This window comes from Roseateles sp. (genome assembly GCF_047654785.1).
Classification (GTDB): Bacteria; Pseudomonadota; Gammaproteobacteria; order Burkholderiales; family Burkholderiaceae_C; genus Pelomonas.
The window spans coordinates 1,750,020-1,770,963 of sequence record NZ_JASGKQ010000003.1 but is presented as its reverse complement, the minus strand read 5'-3'; the positions used below and the strand labels follow the sequence as shown (position 1 = coordinate 1,770,963).

Genomic DNA, 20,944 nt, shown 5'->3' with positions numbered 1-20,944 from the left:
GGTTGCATTCAATTGGGGGGTCGTATGCTGGAGCACTGGTTGCAGGCAAATCGGGATCGACTCAAGGAATGGCTGGAGTTGGTCGGCTATGACTACCGGCATTGGACGCGCCCCGTCATGTACGAGCGCTGCGCGGAGTTGATCACTGCGCTGGATCCGCCCAGGCTGGATGTGCTCGAAATTTCTGCGGGCTGGTACTTTCAGGGTTTCCCCTTCAGGTCGTTCAGGTCGGCTGATTATCCTGACTATGACGTATGCCGGGAGGCGCTGCCGCAGCAATTCGACTTGATCATTGCGGATCAGGTGTTCGAACACCTGCTGTGGCCCTATCGGGCCGCACGCCACGTCTGCGAGATGGTCAAACCCGGTGGGCATTTCCTGGTGACGACGCCGTTCTTGATCCGCAGGCACGAGATTCCTTTCGACTGCACCCGCTGGACCGAGACCGGCATGAAGCACTTTCTCATCGAGGCTGGTTTTGAGGGGGACAGCATGATTACCGGGTCGTGGGGTAACCGCGCCTGCGTGAAGGCGAATTTCAAGAAATGGGCGCGTCGCGGCTGGTTTGGCTCGCTGAAGAACGAACCTGATTTTCCCGTCGTGGTCTGGGCGCTCGCCAGGCGTGCGGCCGCGTGAACTCGCCGGGGAGCCCGGTCAGCCGTCTTCCCAGACCCCGTTCCTCAGCACCTGATGCGGCCTGAAGCCTGACTTGTAGGCCATCTTGGGGCTCTCGGCGATCCAGTAGCCCAGGTAGACGTGGCTGAGCTTCAGGTCGCGGGCCTGCTGCACCTGCCAGAGCACGCCGTAGGTGCCGAAGCTGCCTTCCACGTCCGGGTCGTAGAAGGTGTAGACCGCCGACAGGCCGTCGCTGAGGATGTCGAGGATGGAGACCATGCGCAGCGGGCCCGGGCCGTCCTGGCCGTCCGGCGGCGGTTCGCGGAACTCGACGAGGCGGGAGTTGATGCGCGACTGCAGCAGGAACTGGGTGTACTGGTCCACGCTGTCGTGGTCCATGCCGCCACCGCTGTGGCGGCCGGCCTGGTAGCGCAGGTACAGCGCGTAGTGCTCGGGCGAGTAGCCCAGCCGCATCACCTTGGCCTGCAGGTGCTGGTGGGCCTGCCAGGCGCGGCGCTGGGAGCGGGTCGGCTGGAAGCGGGCCACCGGCAGGCGCAGCGGGATGCAGGCGCGGCACTGGTCGCAGTAGGGGCGGTAGGTGAACAGGCCGCTGCGCCGGAAGCCGGCGGCGACCAGGTTGGAGTAGGCGTCCGCGTGGATCAGGTGGCTGGGCGTGGCGACCTGGCTGCGCGCCTGGCGGCCGGGCAGGTAGCTGCACGGGTAGGCGGCGGTGGCGTAGAACTGGATCTGCGCGAGCGGCAGTTCTTTGGGGTGGGTCACGTCGAGGTCAGCAGGTGCCGGTGCCAGTGGCCGGGATGATAGGTCCAGGGCCCCGGCGAGGGGCCGTCGACGTGGGCGGCCAGGTGGGCCTCGAACGCGCTGCGCGGCAGCTCGGCGGCGCCCAGCGACGCCAGGTGGCCGGTGTGCTGCTGGCAGTCGATCCACGGGATGCCGAACTCGCGGCACAGGCACACCAGCGCGGCGAGCGCGATCTTGGAGGCGTCCGTGCGGCGCATGAACATGGATTCGCCGTAGAACATGCGCCCGAGGTTGACGCCGTACAGCCCGCCGGCCAGCTCGCCGTCCATCCAGGTCTCGATGCTGTGCATGGCCGGCCAGGCCAGGTAGGCCGCCTGCAGCTCGGGGACGATCCAGGTGCCGTCCTGCCCCTCGCGCGGCGTGCCGGCGCAGGCGGCGAGCACGGCGGCGCGGTCGAAGTCGACGCGGATCTCGCAGCCCGGCGTGGCGGCGAAGCGCTGCACCGCCTTGCGCAGCGAGCGGGACAGCTTGAAGTCCGCCGTGCGCAGCACCATGCGCGGGTCGGGCGCCCACCACAGCGGCGGCTGGCCGGGGCCGTACCACGGGAAGATGCCGCGGCGGTAGGCGGCGTCCAGCCGCGCCGGCGTCAGCGTGCCGCCGGCCGCCAGCAGGCCCGGCGCCTCGGTGTCGGCGCCCAGCGCGCGGCGGGTGGGCGGGAAGTCGAGGGATGCGTCGTCGAGCCAGTCGATCATCCTAAATCCGGCAGTTGGGCATGCCCGAGGGGCTGGTGAGGCGGGCCGCTGGCAAGGCGCGACGACGCTGCGGGCTCATGCCCGCGAGGAGGAGCAACGCCGCCAGCGGGCCGCAGCGCCAGACCAGCGGGCATGCAGCGCTGCCCACCGACGTGGTGATCTCCGCATGGCCGACAAGGTGTTGGAGCACCAGCACGTTCGATGAATGGCAAGCGGTCAACTGCCGGATTTAGGATCATGGGCGGCATGGTACGGTGGCGGCCATGATCACCGTCTACGGCATCCCCAACTGCGACACCGTCAAGAAGGCACGCGCCTGGCTGGCGGAACACGGCCTCGAAGCCGGCTTCCATGACTTCAAGAAACAGGGCGTTCCCGCCGCCGAGCTGCCCGCGTGGCTGGCCGCCTTCGGCCGCGACAAGCTCGTCAACCGCGCCGGCACCACCTGGCGCAAGCTCGGCGACGCGGCCCGGGCCGCGGTGGTGGACGACGCGTCCGCCACCGCGCTGATGCTGGCCGAACCCAGCGTCATCAAGCGCCCGGTCGTCCGCTGGGCGGACGGCGGGCTGACGCTGGGCTTCTCGCCCGACGCGTTCGCGGCCCGCCAGGGGGGGCGCTGATGTTCACCGGCATCGTGCAGGGCGTGGCGCGCGTGGCCGCCATCGAGGCCCGCGACGGGCTGCACACGCTGCGCCTGGCCTTCCCCGAGGGCTTCGACGACGGGCTGGCCATCGGCGCCAGCGTGGCCTGCGACGGCGTGTGCCTGACCGTCACCGGCCGGCCCGCGCCGGGCGAGGCCAGCTTCGACGTGATGGCGCAGACGCTGGGCCTGACCACGCTGGGCCGGCTGGCCGTGGGCGCGGGCCTGAACGTGGAGCGCGCGGCGAAGGAAGGCGTGGAGATCGGCGGCCACCCGTTGTCGGGCCATGTGGACGTGTCGGCCCGCATCGCCGCCATCCGCACGCCGGACAACAACCACGTGATCCGCTTCGCGCTGCCGGCGCCGTGGATGCGCTACGTGTTCGCCAAGGGCTACGTCGGCGTCAACGGCTGCAGCCTGACCGTGGCCGAGGCGCGGCGCGAGCGCGACGGCTCGGGCTGGTTCGAGGTCTGGCTGATCCCCGAGACGCTGCGCATGACCACCTTCGGCGACAAGGCGGTGGGCGATGCGGTGCACATCGAGATCGAGCGCAGCACCCAGGTCGTCGTCGACACCGTGCGCGACGCGCTGGACGAGAGGCTGGGCCCGCTGCTGCCGGTGCTGGAAGCCCTGGCCCGCGAGCGCGGCATCGAGCTCGACGGCATCGCCCTCGCCGGGACCGCCCACCGGCCCTGACGCCGTTGCGGCGCGCCGCCCCGCGGCGTGCGACGATGCGGCGCCAACCGAGAAAAGGGAGACGCCGCCATGCTGATCAACAGCGCCGTGTACGAGGACGGCCGCATCGTCGCCGAGCCGGGGCTGGCGGGCGTGTCCGAGGCGCTGGCGAACACCTCCGGCTTCGTCTGGATCGCGCTGCGCGACCCGGACGACGACGAACTGGCCCTGCTGCAGCGCGAGCTGGACCTGCCGCCGCTGGCGGTGGAGGACGCCCGCAAGGGCCAGCAGCGGCCCAAGGTGGAGGAGTACGGCGACATGCTGTTCGCCGTCGTGCAGATGCTGGAAACCACGGCCGATGGCGGCCTGGCGGAGGGCGAGGTGCATGTGTTCGTCGGCGCGCGCTTCGTCGTGTCGGTGCGCCACCGCAGCCAGCAGGGCTTCCTCGGCGTGCGCGGGCGCGCCGAGCGCGAGCCGAACCTGCTGCGGCTGGGGCCGGGCTTCGTGCTGTACGCGCTGATGGACGCGGTGGTGGACCGCTACTTCCCGCTGATCGACGCCGTCGAGGCCGAGCTGGAGCAGCTGGAGGAAACCATCTTCCAGCCGCACCAGGACCGCCAGGCCGTGGTGCAGCGCCTGTTCGCGCAGAAGCAGCGCCTGGCCACGCTGCGCCATGCCGTCATGCCGCTGCTGGAGGCCACCGCCAAGCTGCACGGCGGCCGCGTGCCGGCGGTGTGCAACACGCTGCAGGACTACTTCCGCGACGTGTACGACCACCTCGTGCGCATCCAGGCCAGCCTGGACGCCGCGCGCGAAACCATCATCGCCGCCACCCAGGTCAACCTGACGCTGGTGGCCATCGACGAATCGCTGGTCACCAAGCGCCTGGCCGCCTGGGCCGCCATCTTCGCGGCGTCCACCGCGCTGGCCTGAATCTGGGGCATGAACTTCGAGCACATGCCGGAGCTGAAATGGGCGCTGGGCTACCCGATGGCGCTGGGCGCGATCACGCTGGTCAGCGGCGTGCTGTACTGGCGCTTCCGGCGCGCGGGCTGGCTGTGAGCGCACGCGGCCGCGCCGAGCGCGGCTGAGGGGGGCGGGCAGCGGCAGGGCGCCGGCTTCGAGCGGCGTCAGGCCCCGCCCGGCAATGGCGGGGCCGCGGCGCCGGTGCGGTAGGCCTCCAGCGGGAAGTCCTCGCCCGGCGCGATGAAAAGCGAGCCGCCTTTCTCCTTGAAGCCGGCCAGCAGATCCAGGGCCAAGGCCGAGGCCAGGCAGAGCGCTTGAAACGAACGCTTGCCGTGGATGGGATGCCGCTTGGGGAACAGCGGGGCCACGGCCACCGGGCAGGCCCATTCTTCCGCGCCCAGCTGATAGGGCAGCCGTCGCGCCTCCGACAGCGCGGCGGACAAGGAGAAGAGACAGAAGACTTCCGCCGCGTGAGCGCAGATCGTCGATGAGTCGAGGTTCGGACCTGCGCGGGGTGTGCCTGATCAGCTCAAGGAGGCGGCCGATGCCGTCCTCGGCTAACGAATGAGGCCCCCGCGTGTGTCTGTCATCAGGGTCCGCAGCCATGAAGGGCTGCATCAATGACCGGTTGTAGTTTTGCACTCCGCAACCTGGCTCCCTACTCGACGAGAAGTGCGGGCGTGGCTGGAACTGAAGGTTGAAAAGAATCGGGCCGCTGCGCGGCCCGAGGGGAATCATTCGCTTGACAGATGGGGAAGCCCTTGTAGAAGCTGAGCCGCGAGCGGCGGCTTGCCGACGCGAGTCGGCTCGAGCGACTGGTTAGGCACCATTTCGCAACCTCTGAGACATTGGGTAGATGGCCAGCGCAACTGTTGCAAGGTTGGTAGCGTAGAGAACTAGCTTGGTCTGACGAGCTAGCGGCAGCTTGAAAGCGAGCTTCATAACTAGACCTTCGACGGCGACATTTATCCCAGCTGCCAGGAGCACTGTTGCGACCCAAGCTACTGGATTGAATGTGCCCCAAGAGAACGCCCAGTTCACTAGAAGCCCAGGAAATATCTCGTACAAGAGTCCGGCAAGCGGAATCAATATAAAGCCAAGTGCCGCGGAAGCGGCGTTGGCACTGACATCCACAAGCAGTGCTCTTCCCGGCCTAAGTGAGAAGAGGCGCTGAATGGCAATGAACTCTATGGCAATCCCAGCCACGATAACCCACCACACATACAACCCGCTCACCAAATACAGCGCAGGCCAGACCATGTTCGCTATGGCGGCCGTCGGAAGAATCAGCAGGATTAGGGTGAAGGCGCGATGCATCTATGGTGCCTAACGGCCAAGGTAAGCCGCCGCCGTAGGCGGTCGGCTTGAGCGCAGAGTTAGGCGCGAGGCTGACTGAGCGCACAGCGCTGGGGCCAGCGCTGCCCGCAGCACCCGAGCGCCCTGAACTACCAAAACCATAGCTGCCAGCGCTTGCTGGACGGGCGCTGGAGCCTGATTTAGCACTGAACTTTGCATGGGCAAACCGCGTGCACCTAACGAACTAGGTAAGCCGCCCGCAGAATGCGGGTCGGCTTGAGCGAATGGTTAGGACTGGCATGGAATTACTCGAATGATTGCTTGTGCCGTGCTTTGACCCACTGAACATCAACTGGGCCATTGAAGCCAACGACTGAATCAACGGCACAGTGTGGACAAATGGTAGTTTGTGGGCTGTTTTCTCCATCACACCAATCGGTGATATCGCACGGCGGGAACTGACTAAAGCAATAAAAACACACGGCAACTTCGCTGGATAATAGCGCTTGCCGGTTAAATGTGCAATCACAGGTGCGGCCCATAATTTCTAACGCCTGAATTAAGCCGCCTTGCGAAGCAAGGTCGGCTTGAATGAATTGTTAGGCCGCTGTAGCCCGGTAGATGAAGTAGCCACCGATGACCACAGCAGCCCAGAAAAGCAAGCCTACGATAGCGCAGCTGCCCTCGCTTGGCTCAGACCTGGGCTTTACCAGCCGGATCAGAACGTGGCCTGCCCCTTTGACCAGCAGCTCAAAGACGATCTCAACGAAGATGCGTCCAATGACGCGCAGTACGCCACCAAGTGCCTCGCCTGCAATATCACCGAGTGGCATAAGTGTTCTTCTGCGGCCTAACGCCTGAATTAAGCCGCGCCACGAAGTGGCGTCGGCTTGAATGAATTGTTAGGCCGCGTCACGCGCAGGCCCAATTGAGGAAAGTACGCAACAACTCGGCGAGATTATTGGCACCGCCGTAGCCGACAAACTGCCCAGACTCCAATTTGCAGACAATCCAGTCAGTATCAGTATCGGAATTCCCATGAGACTGCGGCTCAAAGGCTTTCCCTTCTAGATCGGTCTCCACGAGATCAATCTTGACCATCCAACCTGGGTTGTCGAGCGTATCGATCTTGACGCCAAACGAATGCTCCCAGTCCTCATTGCATTGAGCCCGATACCAGTCTTGAAGTCGCTGTAGTTCACTCATGAGCGGCCTAACGCCTGAATTAAGCCGCGCCGCGAAGCGGCGTCGGCTTGAATGAATTTAGGACTTACGCAAACGTTTAAATAAATAGACCCTGCATGGTATTTGTTGGATAATGTGCCGCATCGACCTCAGCATGCAAAGTTGTCCATCAAAAGAATCGACTACTGCCAGTTCATCCTGACCAGCCAGACCAATTTCACCATGACGAACTTTGCGGATCACGGCCAGGGATTCAGCCACGATGCGGTGAAGCGATACCTGCAAGGCGACAAGCTGTCGGCCAGCTTGGTCTGGGAGCATGCGCAGCGTGACATCGTTCCATCCCCCCGGGGATGCATCGTGTTTGACGACACCATCCTCGACAAAGGCCATTCGCACCAGATCGAGTTGGTTCGCCGGCAGTACAGCGGCAATGCCCACGGCATCATCAAAGGGATCGGCCTGGTGAACTGCCTCTACGTCAACCCCGACACCGGCGAGTATTGGCCCATCGACTATCGATTGTTTGCGCCCGAGCAGGACGGCAAGACCAAGCTGGAGCACGTGCGCGACATGTTGGTCAGCGCTGCGGGCAACAAAGCACTGCCCTTCACCCGGGTGCTGTTCGACACCTGGTACGCCACGATGGAGCTGATGCTGCTGGTGGACAGCCTGGGCAGACGCTTTTACTGCCCGATCAAGGCCAACCGGCTGGTCGATGACAGCGCCGGCCAAACGCCGTACCGGGCAGTGAGCGGCTTGTGCTGGACGGCACAAGAGGCTGAGCGCGGCAAGCTGATCAAGATCAAGGGATTCCCCAGGGACTACAAGGTGAAGCTCTTCCGGGTGACGGTGTCTTCCCACCGCACGGATTGGGTCGTGACGAACGATCTGGCTCAAGATTCGACGCAGGGCACGCAAAAGGCGTGTGCGCTGCGCTGGAAGATCGAGCAGTTTCATCGAGAACTCAAGCAGCTGACGGGCGTTGAGAAGTGTCAGTGCCGCAAGGCGCGAATGCAGAGAAACCACATCGCCTGCGCGATCTTGGTTTGGCTGCGGCTGCGGGCGGTGGCCAAGGAAAAACTCTCTTCGATGTATCAGATCAAGACCAGTTGGCTGTCCGAACGGATGCGCCAGGAGCTGCGAAGTCCTTCGGTTTTGATGCGTTTTGCGTAAGTCCTAGGTAAGTTGTTCCAAACTGTTGTGTGAGCCAACTTTCTTCTTGTTTGAGTTTGCGCCAAAACGATAGAAAGACAATTGCTACTGCCAGAATGCCACGCCAATCACCTACCATGAGCGTGTTGCCGATGAACAGAAGCAACAAGCCACTGTAAATCGGATGCCGCACGAGCCGATAGGGGCCGGATTGGATTAGCTCGTGCTCCTTTTTTAGCTGGACGCTGAGACTCCAATTTTGACCTAGTAAGTGGCGTGACCAGATTGCAAGCGCGGCACCAAGGAGGCAGAGGGCTAAGCCTATAGAGTAGACAAGCGTAGTGTGCGGGACAAAGTTCTCACGCAACAAGCTATGGCCAAACCAATCACCTGGGCCGAGCAGCAAGACCGCGATAAGGAGTGGAAGCCAGTAAGCGACGAAGCGTTTGAATGGAGCCTCTATTCTTTCAGGTGCCTTGACCCGGCGAGCGCTCCATAGCCAGTAAAGCAATACGCTTAGCCACGCTAGTTTGAGTCCGATGCTGAATTGCGGCGGCACAAATCTCTCCCGTGTTGCCTAACGTTGGAGTTAACCGGACCGCAGCGGCATGCGGCCTGGCCCGCGCAGCGCCTTTGTTTATCATGCGCCGCGCGGGCCAGGCCGCATGCCGCTGCGGGTCCGGTTGAACGACTGGTTAGGCCTCACAGCGCAGGCAGAAGGGACCGGCGAAGTGGCGATGCCAACAACACGAGACCAACGACATTGAGCAAAGCGGTTGCCCAGAAGACCTGCCTGAACGGTTGCTTTGTGGACTTGTGGCGAAGAAGCTGCTGCGCCAACAGTGCGCCAGGCCACCCGCCTGCGACAGCCAGCATGTGCAACGTGCTTTCCGGTGTGCGCCATGCGCCGCTGCTTGCGGCCGACTTGTCTGCGGCGTAGGCCAGGAAGGTCGCAGCGCTGACGGCGAGATACAGGCCGGCGACCCAGAGCGGAAGCTTCCAAACTGCCGCGACCACGACGTAGATGACAAGGAAGGCAGGTATGGCAAAGAGGGTCGCCGTTCCCCATTGCGCACGTGTTGCTCGTTCGGACGGTCTGACGGGACGGCGAAATTGGACGAGCTGAACGTTCTTGGCGCGCTTACCCTTTGGCCCAAGTTCCACCTCAAAGCTGACGGCTTGTCCGAGCTGAGGGCGACCCGTGCCCCGAGGCCAAGCAGAGACGTGGACGAAGATGGGTTCGCCGCCCTGGCTGGATTCAATGCGCCCGAAGCCGCGTTCGTCGTTCCAGGAAGTGAGGTTGCCTTCAAAGCGCATGAGTGCGGAAATGTGTTTCGTGAGGCCTAACGCCTGAATTAAGCCGCGTTGCGAAGCAACGTCGGCTTGAATGAATTGTTAGACCGCAGTGCGTGGCTCATTGGTCCGCTGGCGGCTCCCACAGCTCGACTTTGTTTCCGTCAGGGTCTATGACCCATCCGAACTTGCCGAAGTCAGAGGACTCCACCTCATCAAGTACGTTGCAGCCCTCTGCACGTAAAGCGGCCAGAAGTGCGTCAAGATTGTCCACGCGAAAATTGATCATGAAGGGAGACATGCTTGGATCCATCTTCTTCGCGTCTTGCGCGAACACACTCCAGATGGTCATCCCAGGCTCGCTGTCGGAGCCTCCCCATTGAAATACAGCGCCTCCCCAATCGCTTACGGCCAGCCCGAGGTGATCTCGGTACCAAGCTCCCAGTCGCTTGGGATCAGGGGACTTGAAGAAGATGCCGCCTATGCCTGTCACGCGCTTCATGAGGTTTCCTCCACGATTCGACCAATCAATTTCTGCGGTCTAACGCTGGAGTTAAGCGGCGGCGAAGCCGTCCGCCTTGAACGAGATGTTAGGTGCCACTAGCGACAGCCGCAATGACTGGCTGTATTGCACGAAACTCTGATGTGGCTTGAGGATGCCATGGAAAGAGCCCAGAGCGTGAAGGCCAGACAATTTGAAAGAGCGGAAAGTCATTGCCTTGATAGTACCAGCAACAGAAACCGACGTACTCTTGATACCCAATGGTTGGAACTTCGGCGAAGCAGCATAAATAGTTGTTGACTAGAGCATCAGTTGGGAGTGCGAGATCTAGCGGATGACCAGACTTTGCTGCATCGGCAGCGATGCAAAAAATTTGGTGAGCAACCTTAGATGAAAGGCCAAAAATGATGAGTTCTGGGTGCTTGTAAGACTCAAACAAGCCCACCGTAAATGAATAACCGGATTGCTCGCCTTCGGCAAAAATGCTGACGCAGTGCCATCCGAAGTTGGCGATGTCATCTATGACTTTTTGCTCGCTCTCATCTTCGCCAACTCTACGAACCATGTCTGTGGCACCTAACTAGGATTAGACGACGCCCATGCTACGGTGCGCAGTCGGCTAAGACAAGCCAGAGCATTCCCTCCCCCCTGAAATCGTCTCCCGCTACAGTTTAGGCAAACCTAAAATTTCGCGGACGCACTCGTCGCACAGGTGCCCGGAGGTTCGCCCATGCCGTCGGTATCGCCACCCCCTCGCCCCAAGCTACTGGACCAGATGCGCAGCCATCTGCGCACCCGGCATTACAGCTTCCGCACCGAGGAGGCCTATGTGGATTGGGCGCGGCGTTTCATCCTGTTCCACGGCAAGCGCCACCCGCAGGAGATGGGGGCGGCAGAGGTCGAGGCCTTTCTGAGCCATCTGGCGGTCGAGCGGCAGGTGGCCGCGGCCACGCAGAACCAGGCCAAGGCGGCGCTGCTCTATTTGTACAAGCAGGTATTGGAGATCGACCTGCCGTGGCTGGACGAGGTCGTCCAGGCGCGGCGGCCTCGGCGCCTGCCGGTGGTGCTGACGCCCACCGAGGTGCGCGAGCTGCTGCTGCACGTGGACGGCACCGCGGGGCTGGTGGCGCAGTTGCTGTACGGCACGGGCATGCGGCTGATGGAGGCGCTGCGGCTGCGGGTGAAGGACGTGGAGTTTGCGCGGCGCGAAATCCTCGTGCGCGAGGGCAAGGGCAACAAGGACCGGGTGACGGTGCTGCCGGAGAACCTGATGGCGCCGTTGCGTGCGCAGCTGGACAAGGCGCGCGCGCTGCATGAGAAGGACCTGGCCGCCGGCCTGGGGCGGGTGTATCTGCCCCAGGCGCTGGCGGTGAAGTACCCGCAGGCCGATAGGAGCTGGGCCTGGCAGTGGGTGTTTCCGTCGCCGGTGCGCGCGCTCGATCCGCGCCCGGATGCGCGCACCGGCCTGGCCGTGGAGCGGCGGCACCATGTCTTTCCGGAGTCCGTGCAGCGTGCGGTGCGCGAGGCGGCCCGGCGGGCCGGCATCGACAAGCCGGTGACGCCGCACGTGCTGCGGCATTCCTTCGCCACGCATTTGCTGCAGGCCGGCCACGACATCCGCACGGTGCAGGAGCTGCTGGGCCATGCGGACGTCAGCACGACGATGATCTACACCCATGTGCTGAACAAGGGCGGGCGCGGCATCCTGAGTCCGCTGGATGCCTTGTGATGTCAGCCCGCCAGCAACTGCCTCAACACGAACGGCAGGATGCCCCCATGCCGGTAATAGTCCACCTCGATGGCGGTGTCGATGCGCAGCGTCAGCGGCGTTTGCTTCACCGTGCCGTCCGGGCGGGTCACGGTCAGCGTCGCGTCGCCCTGGGGCTGGATGTCGTCGGCCAGCGTGATGTCGATGGTTTCGCCGCCCGTCAGGCCCAGCGTTTCCCAGGAGTCGCCGGGCTTGAATTGCAGCGGCAGCACGCCCATGCCGATCAGGTTGCTGCGGTGGATGCGCTCGAAGCTCTTCGCCACCACGGCCTTGATGCCCAGCAGCTGCGTGCCCTTGGCGGCCCAGTCGCGGCTGGAGCCGGTGCCGTATTCCTCGCCGGCGAAGACGACGGTCGGCGTGCCCTCGGCGAGGTAGGCCATCGCGGCGTCGTAGATGGTGGCCTTGGCGCCGTCCTTCAGCGTGTAGCCGCCTTCCTCGCGCGAGCCGTCGGGCAGGGCGGGCAGCATCAGGTTCTTCACGCGCACGTTGGCGAAGGTGCCGCGCACCATCACGTCGTGGTTGCCGCGGCGTGAGCCGTAGGAGTTGAAGTCGGCGCGGCGCACGCCGCGGGCGATGAGGTATTGGCCGGCCGGCGTGGTTTCCTTGAACGAGCCGGCGGGGCTGATGTGGTCGGTGGTGATGGAGTCGCCGAACAGCGCCATGATGCGCGCGCCCCGCACGCCGGCCTCCAGCGGCGGCGGCAGCATCGTGAAGCCGTCGAAGAACGGCGGCCGGGCGATGTAGGTGCTGTCGGGCCAGTCGTAGACCTGGCCGGTCACGCCCTGGATGGCGTCCCACAGCTTGCCGGGCCGGCGGGTGACCTGGTCGTAGTTGGCCTTGAAGGCGTCGCCGTCCATGGCGTAGCGCATCAGCGCGTGGATCTCGTCGCTGTGCGGCCAGATGTCGCCCAGGTAGACGGGCCGGCCGTGCCGGCCGAGGCCCACGGGCTGGGTCATCAGGTCGCGCGTGACGGTGCCGGCGATGGCGTAGGCCACCACCAGCGGCGGGCTGGCGAGGAAGTTGGCCTTCAGGTTGGGGTGGATGCGCGCCTCGAAGTTGCGGTTGCCGGACAGCACGGCCGCGCAGACCAGGTCGTTGTCCTGGATCAGCTTGTTCAGCTCCGCCGTCAGGTCGCCCGCGTTGCCGATGCAGGTGGTGCAGCCGTAGGCGGCGACGTTGAAGCCGAGCTTCTCCAGGTAGGGCAGCAGGCCGGTCTTGCGCAGGTAGTCGGTGACGATGCGGGAGCCGGGGGCCAGCGAGGTCTTGATGTGCGGCTGCACGCTGAGGCCGGCCTCGACGGCCTTCTTCGCCAGCAGGCCGGCGGCCAGCAGCACGCCGGGGTTGCTGGTGTTGGTGCAGGAGGTGATGGCGGCGATCAGCACGTCGCCGTTCTTCACCGGGATGCCGGACTCGGTGACGTAGGGCCGCGCCAGCTTGTCCGCGGGCTGGTTGAAGCCGTTCTCCGCCACCGGCTTGCTGAACAGCTCGGCGAAGCGCGCGGCCAGGTGGGTGATCTCGATGCGGTCCTGCGGCCGCTTCGGGCCGGCCAGGCTGGGCGCCACGCTGCCGAGGTCCAGCGTGACGACGGCGCTGTAGTCCAGCTCGCCCCGGGCCGGCACGCCGAACATCTGCTGCGCCTTCCAGTAGGCCTCGAAGGCGTCGATTTCCGCCGCGCTGCGGCCGGTGCCGCGGAAGTAGTCGAGGGTCTTGCCGTCCACCGGGAAGAAGCCCATCGTCGCGCCGTACTCGGGCGCCATGTTGGCGATGGTGGCGCGGTCGGGCACGGACAGGCTCTCGGTGCCCTCGCCGAAGAACTCGACGAATTTGCCCACCACCTTGTGCCGGCGCAGGATCTCGGTGACGGTGAGCACCAGGTCGGTGGCCGTGACGCCCTCGCGCAGCCGGCCGGTCAGTTCGAAGCCGACGACGTCCGGCGTCAGGAAGTACACCGGCTGGCCCAGCATGCCGGCCTCGGCCTCGATGCCGCCCACGCCCCAGCCGACGACGCCGATGCCGTTGATCATCGTCGTGTGGCTGTCGGTGCCCACCAGCGAGTCGGGGTAGCAGACGCCGTCCTTGCCGCGGTGGATGCCGCGCGCCAGGTATTCCAGGTTCACCTGGTGGACGATGCCGAAGCCCGGCGGCACGACGCCGAAGGTGTCGAAGGCCTGCATGCCCCACTTCATGAACTCGTAGCGCTCGCGGTTGCGCTCGAACTCGAGCTTCATGTTCAGGTCCAGCGCCTTCTTGCTGCCGTAGTGGTCCACCATCACCGAGTGGTCCACCACCAGGTCCACCGGCACCAGCGGCTCGATGGCCTTGGGGTCGCGGCCCATCGCGGCGGCGACGTTGCGCATCGCGGCCAGGTCGGCCAGCAGCGGCACGCCGGTGAAATCCTGCAGCACGACGCGGGCGACGACGAAGGGGATCTCGTCCACCCGCTCGGCGTTGGGCCGCCAGCGGGCGAGCTGCTCGACGTGGGCCGGCGTGACCTTCTGGCCGTCGCAGTTGCGCAGCACGCTCTCCAGCACGACGCGCAGCGACAGCGGCAGGCGGCGGATGTTCGGAAACGCCTCGGCCAGCCGGGGCAGCGAGAAGAACCGCGCCGGCTGGCCGGCCCCGGGCTGGAAGCTAGACAGCGTGTCGGCGAACGCGTGGGCGGCGGGCTTGGGCATGGCGGCTCCTTTACGATGCCGGCCCATTTTGGCGAGCTTGCCGTGACCTGTGTGATTCCCGCCCCGAAGCCCGACAAGCCCGGTCAGCCCGCCCTCGGGCCCGCTGCCCCCCGCCTCGGGCGAGGCGCCGCATGACCGCCCGCCCGCGCCTCTTCCCGCTGGCCTGGCCGATGCTGCTGGAGCTGCTGCTGGGCATCGGCATCGGCGTCGTCGGCACCGCGCTGGCCGCGCGGCTGGGCGACGACGCGGGCGCCGCGTTCGGCCTGGCCAACCAGGTGTTCGCGGCGCTGTTCGTGCTGTTCCGGGTCATCGGCGCGGGCGTCAGCGTGGCCGTCACGCAGGCGCTGGGCGCCGGCCGGCGCGACCAGGCGGATGCCGTGGCCCGCGCCGTCGTCGGCGCCAGCACCTGGCTGGGCCTGGGCGGCGCCGTGGCGGCGCTGCTGGCAGCCGGGCCGCTGCTGCGCCTGGTGAACGCGCCGCCCGAGGTCGCGCCGCTGGCGCAGGCGTTGCTGCAGGCGCTGGCCCCGGCGCTGCTGCTGGATGCGTGGAACGCCAACATGTCCAGCGTCATGCGCGCCCACCTGCGCAGCCGCGAGGCGCTGGCGGTGGTCATCGCCATCCAGCTGGTCACGCTGGCGGTGGCGCTGCTGGCCATGCCGCGCCTGGGGCTGCCGGGCTATGCGCTGGCCTGCCTGTGCGGCCGGGGCATCGGCCTGCTGGCCCACGTGACGCTGTGGCGGGCGCGGCTGGGCCTGCGGCTGCGCCGGGCGGACTGGTGGCGGCTGGTGCGCGCACCGCTGGGCACGGTGCTGCACATCGGCATCCCCGGCGCGGCGGAGAACGTGTGCTGGCGGCTGGCCTTCATGGTCAGCATCGCCTGCGTGGCGCAGCTCGGCGCCCATGCGCTGGCCACGCATGCGTACACGATGCAGTTCCTGCACGTGATCCTGATGTTCAGCCTGGCCGTGGGCTTCGCGGTGGAGATCCTGGTGGGCCACATGGTGGGCGCCGGCGAGCTGCACGCGGCGCACCGGCTGGTGCGCAAGTCGCTGGCGCTGGGGCTGGCGGTGGCGTTCGTGGTGGCCGGCGGCTTCGCGCTGGCCGGGCCGTGGCTGCTGGCGCGCTTCACGTCGGACCCGCAGATCGTCGCGCTGGGCTGCACGCTGCTGTGGTGGACGGTGCTGCTGGAGCCGGGCCGCACCTTCAACCTCGTCGTCATCAACGCGCTGCGGGCCGCGGGCGATGCGCGCTACCCGGTCATGGCCGGCGCCGCGTCGATGGCGGTGGTGCTGGCCGGGGGCAGCTGGTTCCTGGGCGTCTACCTGGGCTGGGGGCTGGTGGGCGTGTGGATCGCCTACGCCGCCGACGAGTGGATCCGCGGCCTGCTGATGTGGCGCCGATGGGCGACACTGGGCTGGCTGCCCCATGCCCGCGCGGCGCACCGCCGGTTGCGCCATGCCCGGCCGGGGTGAGGCGCCGGGCCGCGGCGGGGCCGCCGGATCGGTGTTTTCCTGGTCCGTAGAACTTGAGGGATGTTTCCTACAATGCGCGCCTTTCGCCGGAATCCGACCGCCCACCCCATGAAGCCCACCCCGATCCGCCTTTCCCTGGCCCTGGCGTTCGCCTGCGGCGCGGCGCAAGCCCAGCAGCCCGCGGTGATCTTCGACATGGGCGGCAAGTTCGACAAATCCTTCAACCAGGCCGGCTACCAGGGCGCCGAAGCCTGGAAGAAGGAGACGGGCAAGAAATACCTCGAATTCGAGATCAGCAACGACACCCAGCGCGTGCAGGCCCTGCGCCGCATGGCCGAGCGCGGCGCCAGCCCCATCATCAGCATCGGCTTCGCGCAGGCGTCGGCGCTGCAGCAGGTGGCCAAGGACTTCCCCAAGACCCGGTTCGCCATCATCGACGCCCGGGTGGACCTGCCCAACGTGCAGTCCGTGCTGTTCAAGGAGCAGGAGGGCAGCTACCTGGTCGGCGCGATGGCCGCGCTGGTCAGCAAGACCGGCAAGGTCGGCTTCGTCGGCGGCATGGACATCCCGCTGATCCGCAAGTTCCAGTGCGGCTACGAGCAGGGCGCCCGCAAGACCAACCCCAAGGTCGAGGTGATCTCCAACATGACCGGCACCACCTCCAGCGCGTGGAACGACCCGACGCGCGGCGGTGAGCTGGCCAAGGCCCAGTTCGCCAAGGGCTCGGACGTGGTGTTCGCCGCCGCCGGCGGCACCGGCGTGGGCGTCTACCAGGCCGCCAAGGACGCCGGCAAGCTCGCCATCGGCGTGGACAGCAACCAGAACCACCTGCAGCCCGGCACCATGCTGACCTCGATGGTCAAGCGCGTGGACGTGGCCGTCTACAACGTGCTGAAGGGCTGGAAGCCCGGCGTGCAGGTGCTCGGCCTGAAGGAAGGCGGCGTGGACTACGCGGCCGACGAGCACAACGCCCGGCTGCTGACCCCGGCGCTGAAGGCCAAGGTCGATGCCGTCAAGGCCGACATCATCGCCGGCAAGGTCAAGGTGGCGGACTACATGGCAGACAACGCCTGCAAGCTCTGACCGGCATGACGGTCGCGGTCCGCCTCCAGGGCATCTCCAAGCGCTTCGGCGCCGTGCAGGCCAACCGCGAGGTGTCCTTCGACATCGCGGCCGGCAGCGTGCACGGCCTGGTCGGCGAGAACGGCGCCGGCAAGAGCACGCTGATGGCCATCCTGTACGGCTACTACCACGCCGATGCCGGCAGCATCGAGGTCGATGGCCAGCCGGTGCGCATCGCCAACTCGCAGCAGGCCATCCAGCTGGGCATCGGCATGGTCCACCAGCACTTCATGCTGGTCGACACGCTGAGCTGCCTGGAAAACATCATGCTCGGCGCCGAGGGCGGCTTCTTCCTGGCGCCGTCCAAGGCCCGGGTGCGGGCCCGGCTGGAGGCGCTGATGCGGGAGACCGGCCTGCAGGTGCGGCTGGACGCCGTCGTGGCCGACCTGCCGGTGGGCGAGCTGCAGCGGCTGGAGATCCTGAAGGCGCTGTACCGCGGCGCGAAGATCCTGATCCTGGACGAGCCCACGGCCGTGCTGACGCCGCAGGAGACCGACCAGCTCTTCGTCACGCTGCGCCGGCTGCAGCAGCTGGGCACCACGCTCATCCTGATCACGCACAAGCTGCGCGAGGTGATGAGCCTGTGCAGCGCCGTCACGGTGATGCGCGCGGGCCAGGTGGTCGAGACCCGGCCCATCGCCGGGTGGAGCGAGGCCGCGCTGGCCGAGTCCATGGTGGGCCGCAAGGTCACGCTGGGGCGGCCCGCCGGCATGGAGATCAAGGCCGGAGACGTGCGGCTGCAGGCGTCCGGCCTGAGCCTGAGGCACGCCAACGGCGTGCCGGCGCTGAAGGACGTGAGCCTGGTGCTGAAGGCCGGCGAGATCGTCGGCGTGGCCGGCGTGTCGGGCAACGGCCAGAGCGAGCTGCTGGAGGTGCTGTCCGGGCTGCGCGCGCCCGAGGGCGGCCGCATGGCGCTGGGCGGCCGCTCGTTCACGCCCGAGGCCTGGCTGGACACCGCGCAGGCCCGCCCGCTGCGCCTGGCCCATGTGCCGGAGGACCGCCACGCGGTGGGCCTGGTGATGAGCTTCCCGGCATGGGAGTCCGCCGTGCTGGGCTACCACGGCCTGCCCAAGTACCGCCGCGGCGCGTCCATGAACCATGCGGCGATGCGCGACGCGACCCGCCGGATGCAGGAGCGTTTCGACGTGCGCCCGCGCGACGAGAACCTGGGCTCCAGCAAGTTCTCCGGCGGCAACCAGCAGAAGCTGATCCTGGCCCGCGAGATCGGCGAGCAGCCGGCCGTGCTGCTGGTGGGCCAGCCGACGCGCGGCGTCGACATCGGCGCCATCGAATTCATCCACCACCAGCTGCGCGCGCTGCGCGACGCCGGCTGCGCGGTGCTGCTGGTCAGCAGCGAGCTGGACGAGATCCTGGCGCTGGCCGACCGCGTCGTCGTCATGAACGCCGGCCGCATCACCGGCGAACTCGCCATCGAGGACTGCGACGAGCGGCGCCTGGGCCTGCTGATGGCCGCGCAGGAAGAAAGGGCGGCAGCATGACGCGAGCCGAGCGCTGGGCCGCTCCCGAGCCGGCCCGCATCCCCTCGGGGGATCGACTGCGGGACACCGCAGGCGAGGGGCAGACATGAGCCAGCCTTTGCAACTCCCGAAGTGGATCGACATCGGCCTGCTGCCGCTGTGGAACCTCGCCGTCGCGCTGGTCGTGGCCGGCCTGGTGGTCATGCTGATCGGCCACAGCCCCTGGCAGGCGCTGGAGGTGCTGCTGAACGGCGCGCTGGGCAGCGTGCGCGGCCTGGGCTATTCGCTGTACTACGCGACCACCTTCATCTTCACCGGCCTCGCGGTCGCGGTGGCCATCCACGCCGGCCTGTTCAACATCGGCGGCGAGGGGCAGGCGACGCTGGGCGGCATCGGCGTCGCGCTGGCTGCGCTGTGGCTGGGCGCGAAGCTGCCGGCCATCGTCATGCTGCCGCTGCTGGTGCTGGCCGCCGCCGCGTTCGGCATGCTGTGGGCGGCGCTGCCGGCCTATCTGCAGGCCTGGCGCGGCAGCCACGTCGTCATCACGACCATCATGTTCAATTTCCTCGCCGCCGGCTTGAACGGCTACCTGCTGGTGAACTGGCTGCGCCCGGCCGGCAGCATGTCGGTGGAGTCGGCCGAGTTCGCCGACAGTGCCCGCATGCCGGCGCTGCACCAGATCGCCGCGGCGCTGGGCTGGGAACTGCCGTCCTCGCCGCTGAACCTCAGCCTGGTGATCGCGCTGCTGGCCTGCGTCTTCGTCGGCTGGTTCTTGTGGAAGAGCGCGGCCGGCTACGCGGTGCGTGCCGTTGGCAGCGCGCCGCGCGCCGCGCACTACGCCGGCATCCGGCCGCGCGCGCAGATCCTGCTGGCGATGGCCCTCTCCGGCGCGCTGGCCGGCATGGTGGGCGTCAATGAAATCTCCGGCGTGCAGGGCAAGCTGACGCTGGACTTCGTCGCCGGCGCGGGCTTCACCGGTATCGCCGTGTCGCTGATGGGGCGCAACCATCCCCTAGGCATCGTGCTCGCGTCGCTGCTGTTCGGCGTGCTCTACCAGGGCGGCGTCGAGGTGTCGTTCGAGCTGCAGGGCTTCAGTCGCGAGATGGTCGTCACGGCGCAGGGCCTGATCGTGCTGTTCTCCGGCGCGATGGCGACCGTCAGCGCGCCGCTGTTCGCGCGCCTCTACGCCGCGCTGAAAGGGGGCCGCCGTGGATGAGGTGCTGATCGCGTCCGTGCTGGCCTCGACGCTGCGCGTCAGCGCGCCGCTGCTGCTGTGCGCGATGGCGGGCGTGCTGTCCGAGCGCGCCGGCGTCATCGACCTGGGGCTGGAAGGCAAGATGCTGTTCGCCGCCTTCGCCGCCGCCGCCGCCGCGTCGGTCACGCATTCGACGGCCTGGGGCCTGGCGGCCGCCGTCGCGGTGGCCTGCGCCGCGTCGATGGTGCACGGCTTCGCCTGCGTGACGCATCGCGGCGACCAGGTCGTCTCGGGCGTCGCGCTGAACATGATCGCGGCCGGCCTGACCGTGGTGCTGGGCATCGCCTGGTTCCAGCAGGGCGGCCAGACGCCGCCGATCGAGCCCGACGTGCGCCTGACCGCGCTGGCGCCGGCCTTCGCCGAGCCGCAGCCGGGGCACTGGCTCGCGTCCGTGTTCGGCCACGGGCTGCTCAGCCACAACGCGCTGGTCTACGCGGCCTTCCTGATGGTCGCGGCCGTCTGGTTCTTCCTGGAGCGCACCCGGCCGGGCCTGCGGCTGCGCGCCGTCGGCGAGAACCCGGCGATGGTCGAGGCGGCCGGCATGTCCGTGCAGGGCCTGCGCTACCAGGCGCTGCTGATGAACGGCGTGCTGTGCGGCCTCGCGGGCGCTTATCTCACGCTGGCGCAGAACGCGTCCTTCTCGCCGAACATGACGGCCGGCCGCGGCTACATCGCGCTGGCCGCGATGATCTTCGGCAAGTGGAAGCCGCTGCCGACGCTGGGCGCCTGCCTGCTGTTCGGCTTCCTGGACGCGGTGGCGATCCGCTTGCAGGGCGTGGCCTTGCCCGGCATTGGCGAAGTGCCGGTGCAACTGATCCAGGCGCTGCCCTACATCCTGACCGTCGTGCTGCTGGCCGGCTTCATCGGCTCCGCCGTCGCGCCCAAGGCGCTGGGCCGGCCCTACGTGAAGGAACGCTGATGGAACTCTCCCAGGACCTGCTCGCCCGCCTGCTCGCCGAGTCGCTGCGCGCGCGCGACTTCGCCCATGTGCCGTACTCCGGCTACCGCGTCGGCGTCGCGCTGCTCGACGAGCAGGGCCGCATCCACATCGGCGCGAACATGGAGAACGCGTCCTACCCGCAGGGCTGGTGCGCCGAGCCCTCGGCGCTGACGGCGATGCGGATGGCCGGCGGCCAGCGCGCCGTCGCCGCGCTGGTGAGCGGCCCCGGGCCGGAAATCATCACGCCCTGCGGCGGCTGCCGCCAGAAGCTGCGCGAGTTCGCGGTGCCGGAGGAACTCGTCATCCTCGCGGCCGACCCCGGCGGCATCCGCCAACGCTGGACCCTGGCCGAACTGCTGCCGCACAGCTTCGGGCCGTCCCACCTGAATTTCTGAG

General features: G+C 67.0%; 23 protein-coding genes and 2 pseudogenes. 14 read left to right on the top strand and 11 right to left on the bottom strand.

The window, feature by feature from the left end; translation table 11 throughout:
• The first annotated feature begins 24 nt into the window (after positions 1–24).
• On the top strand, positions 25–636 hold the full coding sequence (locus tag QM788_RS17200) for a methyltransferase domain-containing protein (RefSeq protein WP_415662675.1): 612 nt from the start codon (positions 25–27) through the stop codon (positions 634–636).
• An 18-nt stretch (positions 637–654) separates the two neighbouring features.
• On the opposite strand, the gene QM788_RS17195 is transcribed toward QM788_RS17200, so the two are convergent.
• A complete protein-coding gene (locus QM788_RS17195) occupies positions 655–1,395 on the bottom strand; it encodes an arginyltransferase (RefSeq protein WP_415662674.1) in 741 nt (246 codons plus the stop codon).
• Positions 1,392–2,126 carry a leucyl/phenylalanyl-tRNA--protein transferase gene (locus QM788_RS17190; RefSeq protein ID WP_415662673.1) on the bottom strand — a complete coding sequence of 245 codons (735 nt, stop codon included), beginning with the start codon at positions 2,124–2,126 and terminating at the stop codon, positions 1,392–1,394. Before QM788_RS17190 ends, QM788_RS17195 begins: the two co-directional genes overlap by 4 nt.
• A gap of 77 nt (positions 2,127–2,203) precedes the next feature.
• On the opposite strand from QM788_RS17190, the gene QM788_RS17185 reads away from it, so the two are divergent.
• The 4 genes and pseudogenes from QM788_RS17185 (at position 2,204) to QM788_RS17170 (ending at position 4,503) form a co-directional block, all read left to right on the top strand.
• Complete coding sequence (locus QM788_RS17185) at positions 2,204–2,359, top strand: hypothetical protein (RefSeq protein WP_415662672.1); 156 nt, start codon at positions 2,204–2,206, stop codon at positions 2,357–2,359.
• A gap of 30 nt (positions 2,360–2,389) precedes the next feature.
• Positions 2,390–2,746 (top strand): Spx/MgsR family RNA polymerase-binding regulatory protein, encoded by a 357-nt coding sequence (locus QM788_RS17180; RefSeq protein WP_415662671.1) that lies wholly within the window; start codon positions 2,390–2,392, stop codon positions 2,744–2,746.
• Positions 2,746–3,462, top strand: coding sequence for a riboflavin synthase subunit alpha (locus QM788_RS17175; protein ID WP_415662670.1), 717 nt, complete (start codon positions 2,746–2,748; stop codon positions 3,460–3,462). Before QM788_RS17180 ends, QM788_RS17175 begins: the two co-directional genes overlap by 1 nt.
• A gap of 69 nt (positions 3,463–3,531) precedes the next feature.
• A pseudogene (locus tag QM788_RS17170) lies at positions 3,532–4,503 on the top strand (magnesium and cobalt transport protein CorA).
• 68 nt (positions 4,504–4,571) lie between these two features.
• Here the strand turns inward: QM788_RS17170 and QM788_RS17165 are convergent.
• The 3 genes and pseudogenes from QM788_RS17165 to QM788_RS17155 form a co-directional block, all read right to left on the bottom strand.
• Positions 4,572–4,850 (bottom strand): hypothetical protein, encoded by a 279-nt coding sequence (locus tag QM788_RS17165; protein WP_415662669.1) that lies wholly within the window; start codon positions 4,848–4,850, stop codon positions 4,572–4,574.
• Between the two features lie 376 nt (positions 4,851–5,226).
• The gene (locus tag QM788_RS17160) at positions 5,227–5,724 is read right to left on the bottom strand and encodes a hypothetical protein (RefSeq protein ID WP_415662668.1); all 498 of its coding nucleotides are present in this window, start codon (positions 5,722–5,724) and stop codon (positions 5,227–5,229) included.
• Between the two features lie 215 nt (positions 5,725–5,939).
• Positions 5,940–5,996, bottom strand: a pseudogene (locus QM788_RS17155) (DUF1010 domain-containing protein); the annotation flags it as partial.
• 276 nt (positions 5,997–6,272) lie between these two features.
• Between QM788_RS17155 and QM788_RS17150 the strand changes: the two are divergent.
• A complete protein-coding gene (locus QM788_RS17150) occupies positions 6,273–6,557 on the top strand; it encodes a hypothetical protein (RefSeq protein ID WP_415662667.1) in 285 nt (94 codons plus the stop codon).
• 58 nt (positions 6,558–6,615) lie between these two features.
• On the opposite strand, the gene QM788_RS17145 is transcribed toward QM788_RS17150, so the two are convergent.
• Positions 6,616–6,909, bottom strand: a complete 294-nt coding sequence (locus QM788_RS17145) for an immunity 53 family protein (protein ID WP_415662666.1) — start codon at positions 6,907–6,909, stop codon at positions 6,616–6,618.
• A 141-nt stretch (positions 6,910–7,050) separates the two neighbouring features.
• Between QM788_RS17145 and QM788_RS17140 the strand changes: the two genes are divergently transcribed.
• On the top strand, positions 7,051–8,064 hold the full coding sequence (locus QM788_RS17140) for a transposase (protein WP_415661394.1): 1,014 nt from the start codon (positions 7,051–7,053) through the stop codon (positions 8,062–8,064).
• On the opposite strand, the gene QM788_RS17135 is transcribed toward QM788_RS17140, so the two are convergent.
• The 4 genes from QM788_RS17135 to QM788_RS17120 all read right to left on the bottom strand — a co-directional run bounded on the left by QM788_RS17135 (position 7,991) and on the right by QM788_RS17120 (position 10,403).
• Entirely contained in the window at positions 7,991–8,602 is a 612-nt protein-coding gene (locus tag QM788_RS17135) for a methyltransferase family protein (protein ID WP_415662665.1), read from the bottom strand. The genes QM788_RS17140 and QM788_RS17135 overlap by 74 nt on opposite strands.
• Positions 8,603–8,745: 143 nt before the next feature.
• Positions 8,746–9,360, bottom strand: coding sequence for a DUF1294 domain-containing protein (locus QM788_RS17130; protein ID WP_415662664.1), 615 nt, complete (start codon positions 9,358–9,360; stop codon positions 8,746–8,748).
• A gap of 97 nt (positions 9,361–9,457) precedes the next feature.
• Positions 9,458–9,838, bottom strand: coding sequence for a VOC family protein (locus tag QM788_RS17125; protein WP_415662663.1), 381 nt, complete (start codon positions 9,836–9,838; stop codon positions 9,458–9,460).
• An 88-nt stretch (positions 9,839–9,926) separates the two neighbouring features.
• A complete protein-coding gene (locus tag QM788_RS17120) occupies positions 9,927–10,403 on the bottom strand; it encodes a DUF4262 domain-containing protein (protein ID WP_415662662.1) in 477 nt (158 codons plus the stop codon).
• A 165-nt stretch (positions 10,404–10,568) separates the two neighbouring features.
• Between QM788_RS17120 and QM788_RS17115 the strand changes: the two genes are divergently transcribed.
• Positions 10,569–11,567 carry an integron integrase gene (locus QM788_RS17115; RefSeq protein WP_415662661.1) on the top strand — a complete coding sequence of 333 codons (999 nt, stop codon included), beginning with the start codon at positions 10,569–10,571 and terminating at the stop codon, positions 11,565–11,567.
• 2 nt (positions 11,568–11,569) lie between these two features.
• Here the strand turns inward: QM788_RS17115 and acnA are convergent, their stop codons facing one another.
• Entirely contained in the window at positions 11,570–14,281 is a 2,712-nt protein-coding gene (gene acnA / locus QM788_RS17110) for an aconitate hydratase AcnA (protein WP_415662660.1), read from the bottom strand.
• A 131-nt stretch (positions 14,282–14,412) separates the two neighbouring features.
• On the opposite strand from acnA, the gene QM788_RS17105 reads away from it, so the two are divergent.
• The 6 genes from QM788_RS17105 to QM788_RS17080 all read left to right on the top strand — a co-directional run bounded on the left by QM788_RS17105 (position 14,413) and on the right by QM788_RS17080 (position 20,943).
• Positions 14,413–15,753, top strand: coding sequence for an MATE family efflux transporter (locus QM788_RS17105; RefSeq protein ID WP_415662659.1), 1,341 nt, complete (start codon positions 14,413–14,415; stop codon positions 15,751–15,753).
• A gap of 108 nt (positions 15,754–15,861) precedes the next feature.
• Complete coding sequence (locus QM788_RS17100) at positions 15,862–16,836, top strand: BMP family lipoprotein (protein WP_415662658.1); 975 nt, start codon at positions 15,862–15,864, stop codon at positions 16,834–16,836.
• A gap of 5 nt (positions 16,837–16,841) precedes the next feature.
• Positions 16,842–18,374 (top strand): ABC transporter ATP-binding protein, encoded by a 1,533-nt coding sequence (locus tag QM788_RS17095; RefSeq protein ID WP_415662657.1) that lies wholly within the window; start codon positions 16,842–16,844, stop codon positions 18,372–18,374.
• Between the two features lie 85 nt (positions 18,375–18,459).
• Positions 18,460–19,569, top strand: a complete 1,110-nt coding sequence (locus tag QM788_RS17090) for an ABC transporter permease (RefSeq protein ID WP_415662656.1) — start codon at positions 18,460–18,462, stop codon at positions 19,567–19,569.
• Complete coding sequence (locus QM788_RS17085; protein WP_415662655.1) at positions 19,562–20,527, top strand: ABC transporter permease; 966 nt, start codon at positions 19,562–19,564, stop codon at positions 20,525–20,527. Before QM788_RS17090 ends, QM788_RS17085 begins: the two co-directional genes overlap by 8 nt.
• A complete protein-coding gene (locus tag QM788_RS17080; RefSeq protein ID WP_415662654.1) occupies positions 20,527–20,943 on the top strand; it encodes a cytidine deaminase in 417 nt (138 codons plus the stop codon). Before QM788_RS17085 ends, QM788_RS17080 begins: the two co-directional genes overlap by 1 nt.
• Position 20,944: the final 1 nt, after the last annotated feature.

Coding starts and splice junctions, on each gene's coding strand:
- QM788_RS17200 (WP_415662675.1), top strand. CDS start 25: ATGCTGGAGCACTGGTTGCAGGCAAATCGGGATCGACTCAAGGAATGG.
- QM788_RS17190 (WP_415662673.1), bottom strand. CDS start 2,126: ATGATCGACTGGCTCGACGACGCATCCCTCGACTTCCCGCCCACCCGC.
- QM788_RS17185 (WP_415662672.1), top strand. CDS start 2,204: ATGCCCGCGAGGAGGAGCAACGCCGCCAGCGGGCCGCAGCGCCAGACC.
- QM788_RS17180 (WP_415662671.1), top strand. CDS start 2,390: ATGATCACCGTCTACGGCATCCCCAACTGCGACACCGTCAAGAAGGCA.
- QM788_RS17175 (WP_415662670.1), top strand. CDS start 2,746: ATGTTCACCGGCATCGTGCAGGGCGTGGCGCGCGTGGCCGCCATCGAG.
- QM788_RS17160 (WP_415662668.1), bottom strand. CDS start 5,724: ATGCATCGCGCCTTCACCCTAATCCTGCTGATTCTTCCGACGGCCGCC.
- QM788_RS17145 (WP_415662666.1), bottom strand. CDS start 6,909: ATGAGTGAACTACAGCGACTTCAAGACTGGTATCGGGCTCAATGCAAT.
- QM788_RS17130 (WP_415662664.1), bottom strand. CDS start 9,360: ATGCGCTTTGAAGGCAACCTCACTTCCTGGAACGACGAACGCGGCTTC.
- QM788_RS17125 (WP_415662663.1), bottom strand. CDS start 9,838: ATGAAGCGCGTGACAGGCATAGGCGGCATCTTCTTCAAGTCCCCTGAT.
- QM788_RS17120 (WP_415662662.1), bottom strand. CDS start 10,403: ATGGTTCGTAGAGTTGGCGAAGATGAGAGCGAGCAAAAAGTCATAGAT.
- QM788_RS17115 (WP_415662661.1), top strand. CDS start 10,569: ATGCCGTCGGTATCGCCACCCCCTCGCCCCAAGCTACTGGACCAGATG.
- acnA (WP_415662660.1), bottom strand. CDS start 14,281: ATGCCCAAGCCCGCCGCCCACGCGTTCGCCGACACGCTGTCTAGCTTC.
- QM788_RS17105 (WP_415662659.1), top strand. CDS start 14,413: ATGACCGCCCGCCCGCGCCTCTTCCCGCTGGCCTGGCCGATGCTGCTG.
- QM788_RS17100 (WP_415662658.1), top strand. CDS start 15,862: ATGAAGCCCACCCCGATCCGCCTTTCCCTGGCCCTGGCGTTCGCCTGC.
- QM788_RS17095 (WP_415662657.1), top strand. CDS start 16,842: ATGACGGTCGCGGTCCGCCTCCAGGGCATCTCCAAGCGCTTCGGCGCC.
- QM788_RS17090 (WP_415662656.1), top strand. CDS start 18,460: ATGAGCCAGCCTTTGCAACTCCCGAAGTGGATCGACATCGGCCTGCTG.
- QM788_RS17080 (WP_415662654.1), top strand. CDS start 20,527: ATGGAACTCTCCCAGGACCTGCTCGCCCGCCTGCTCGCCGAGTCGCTG.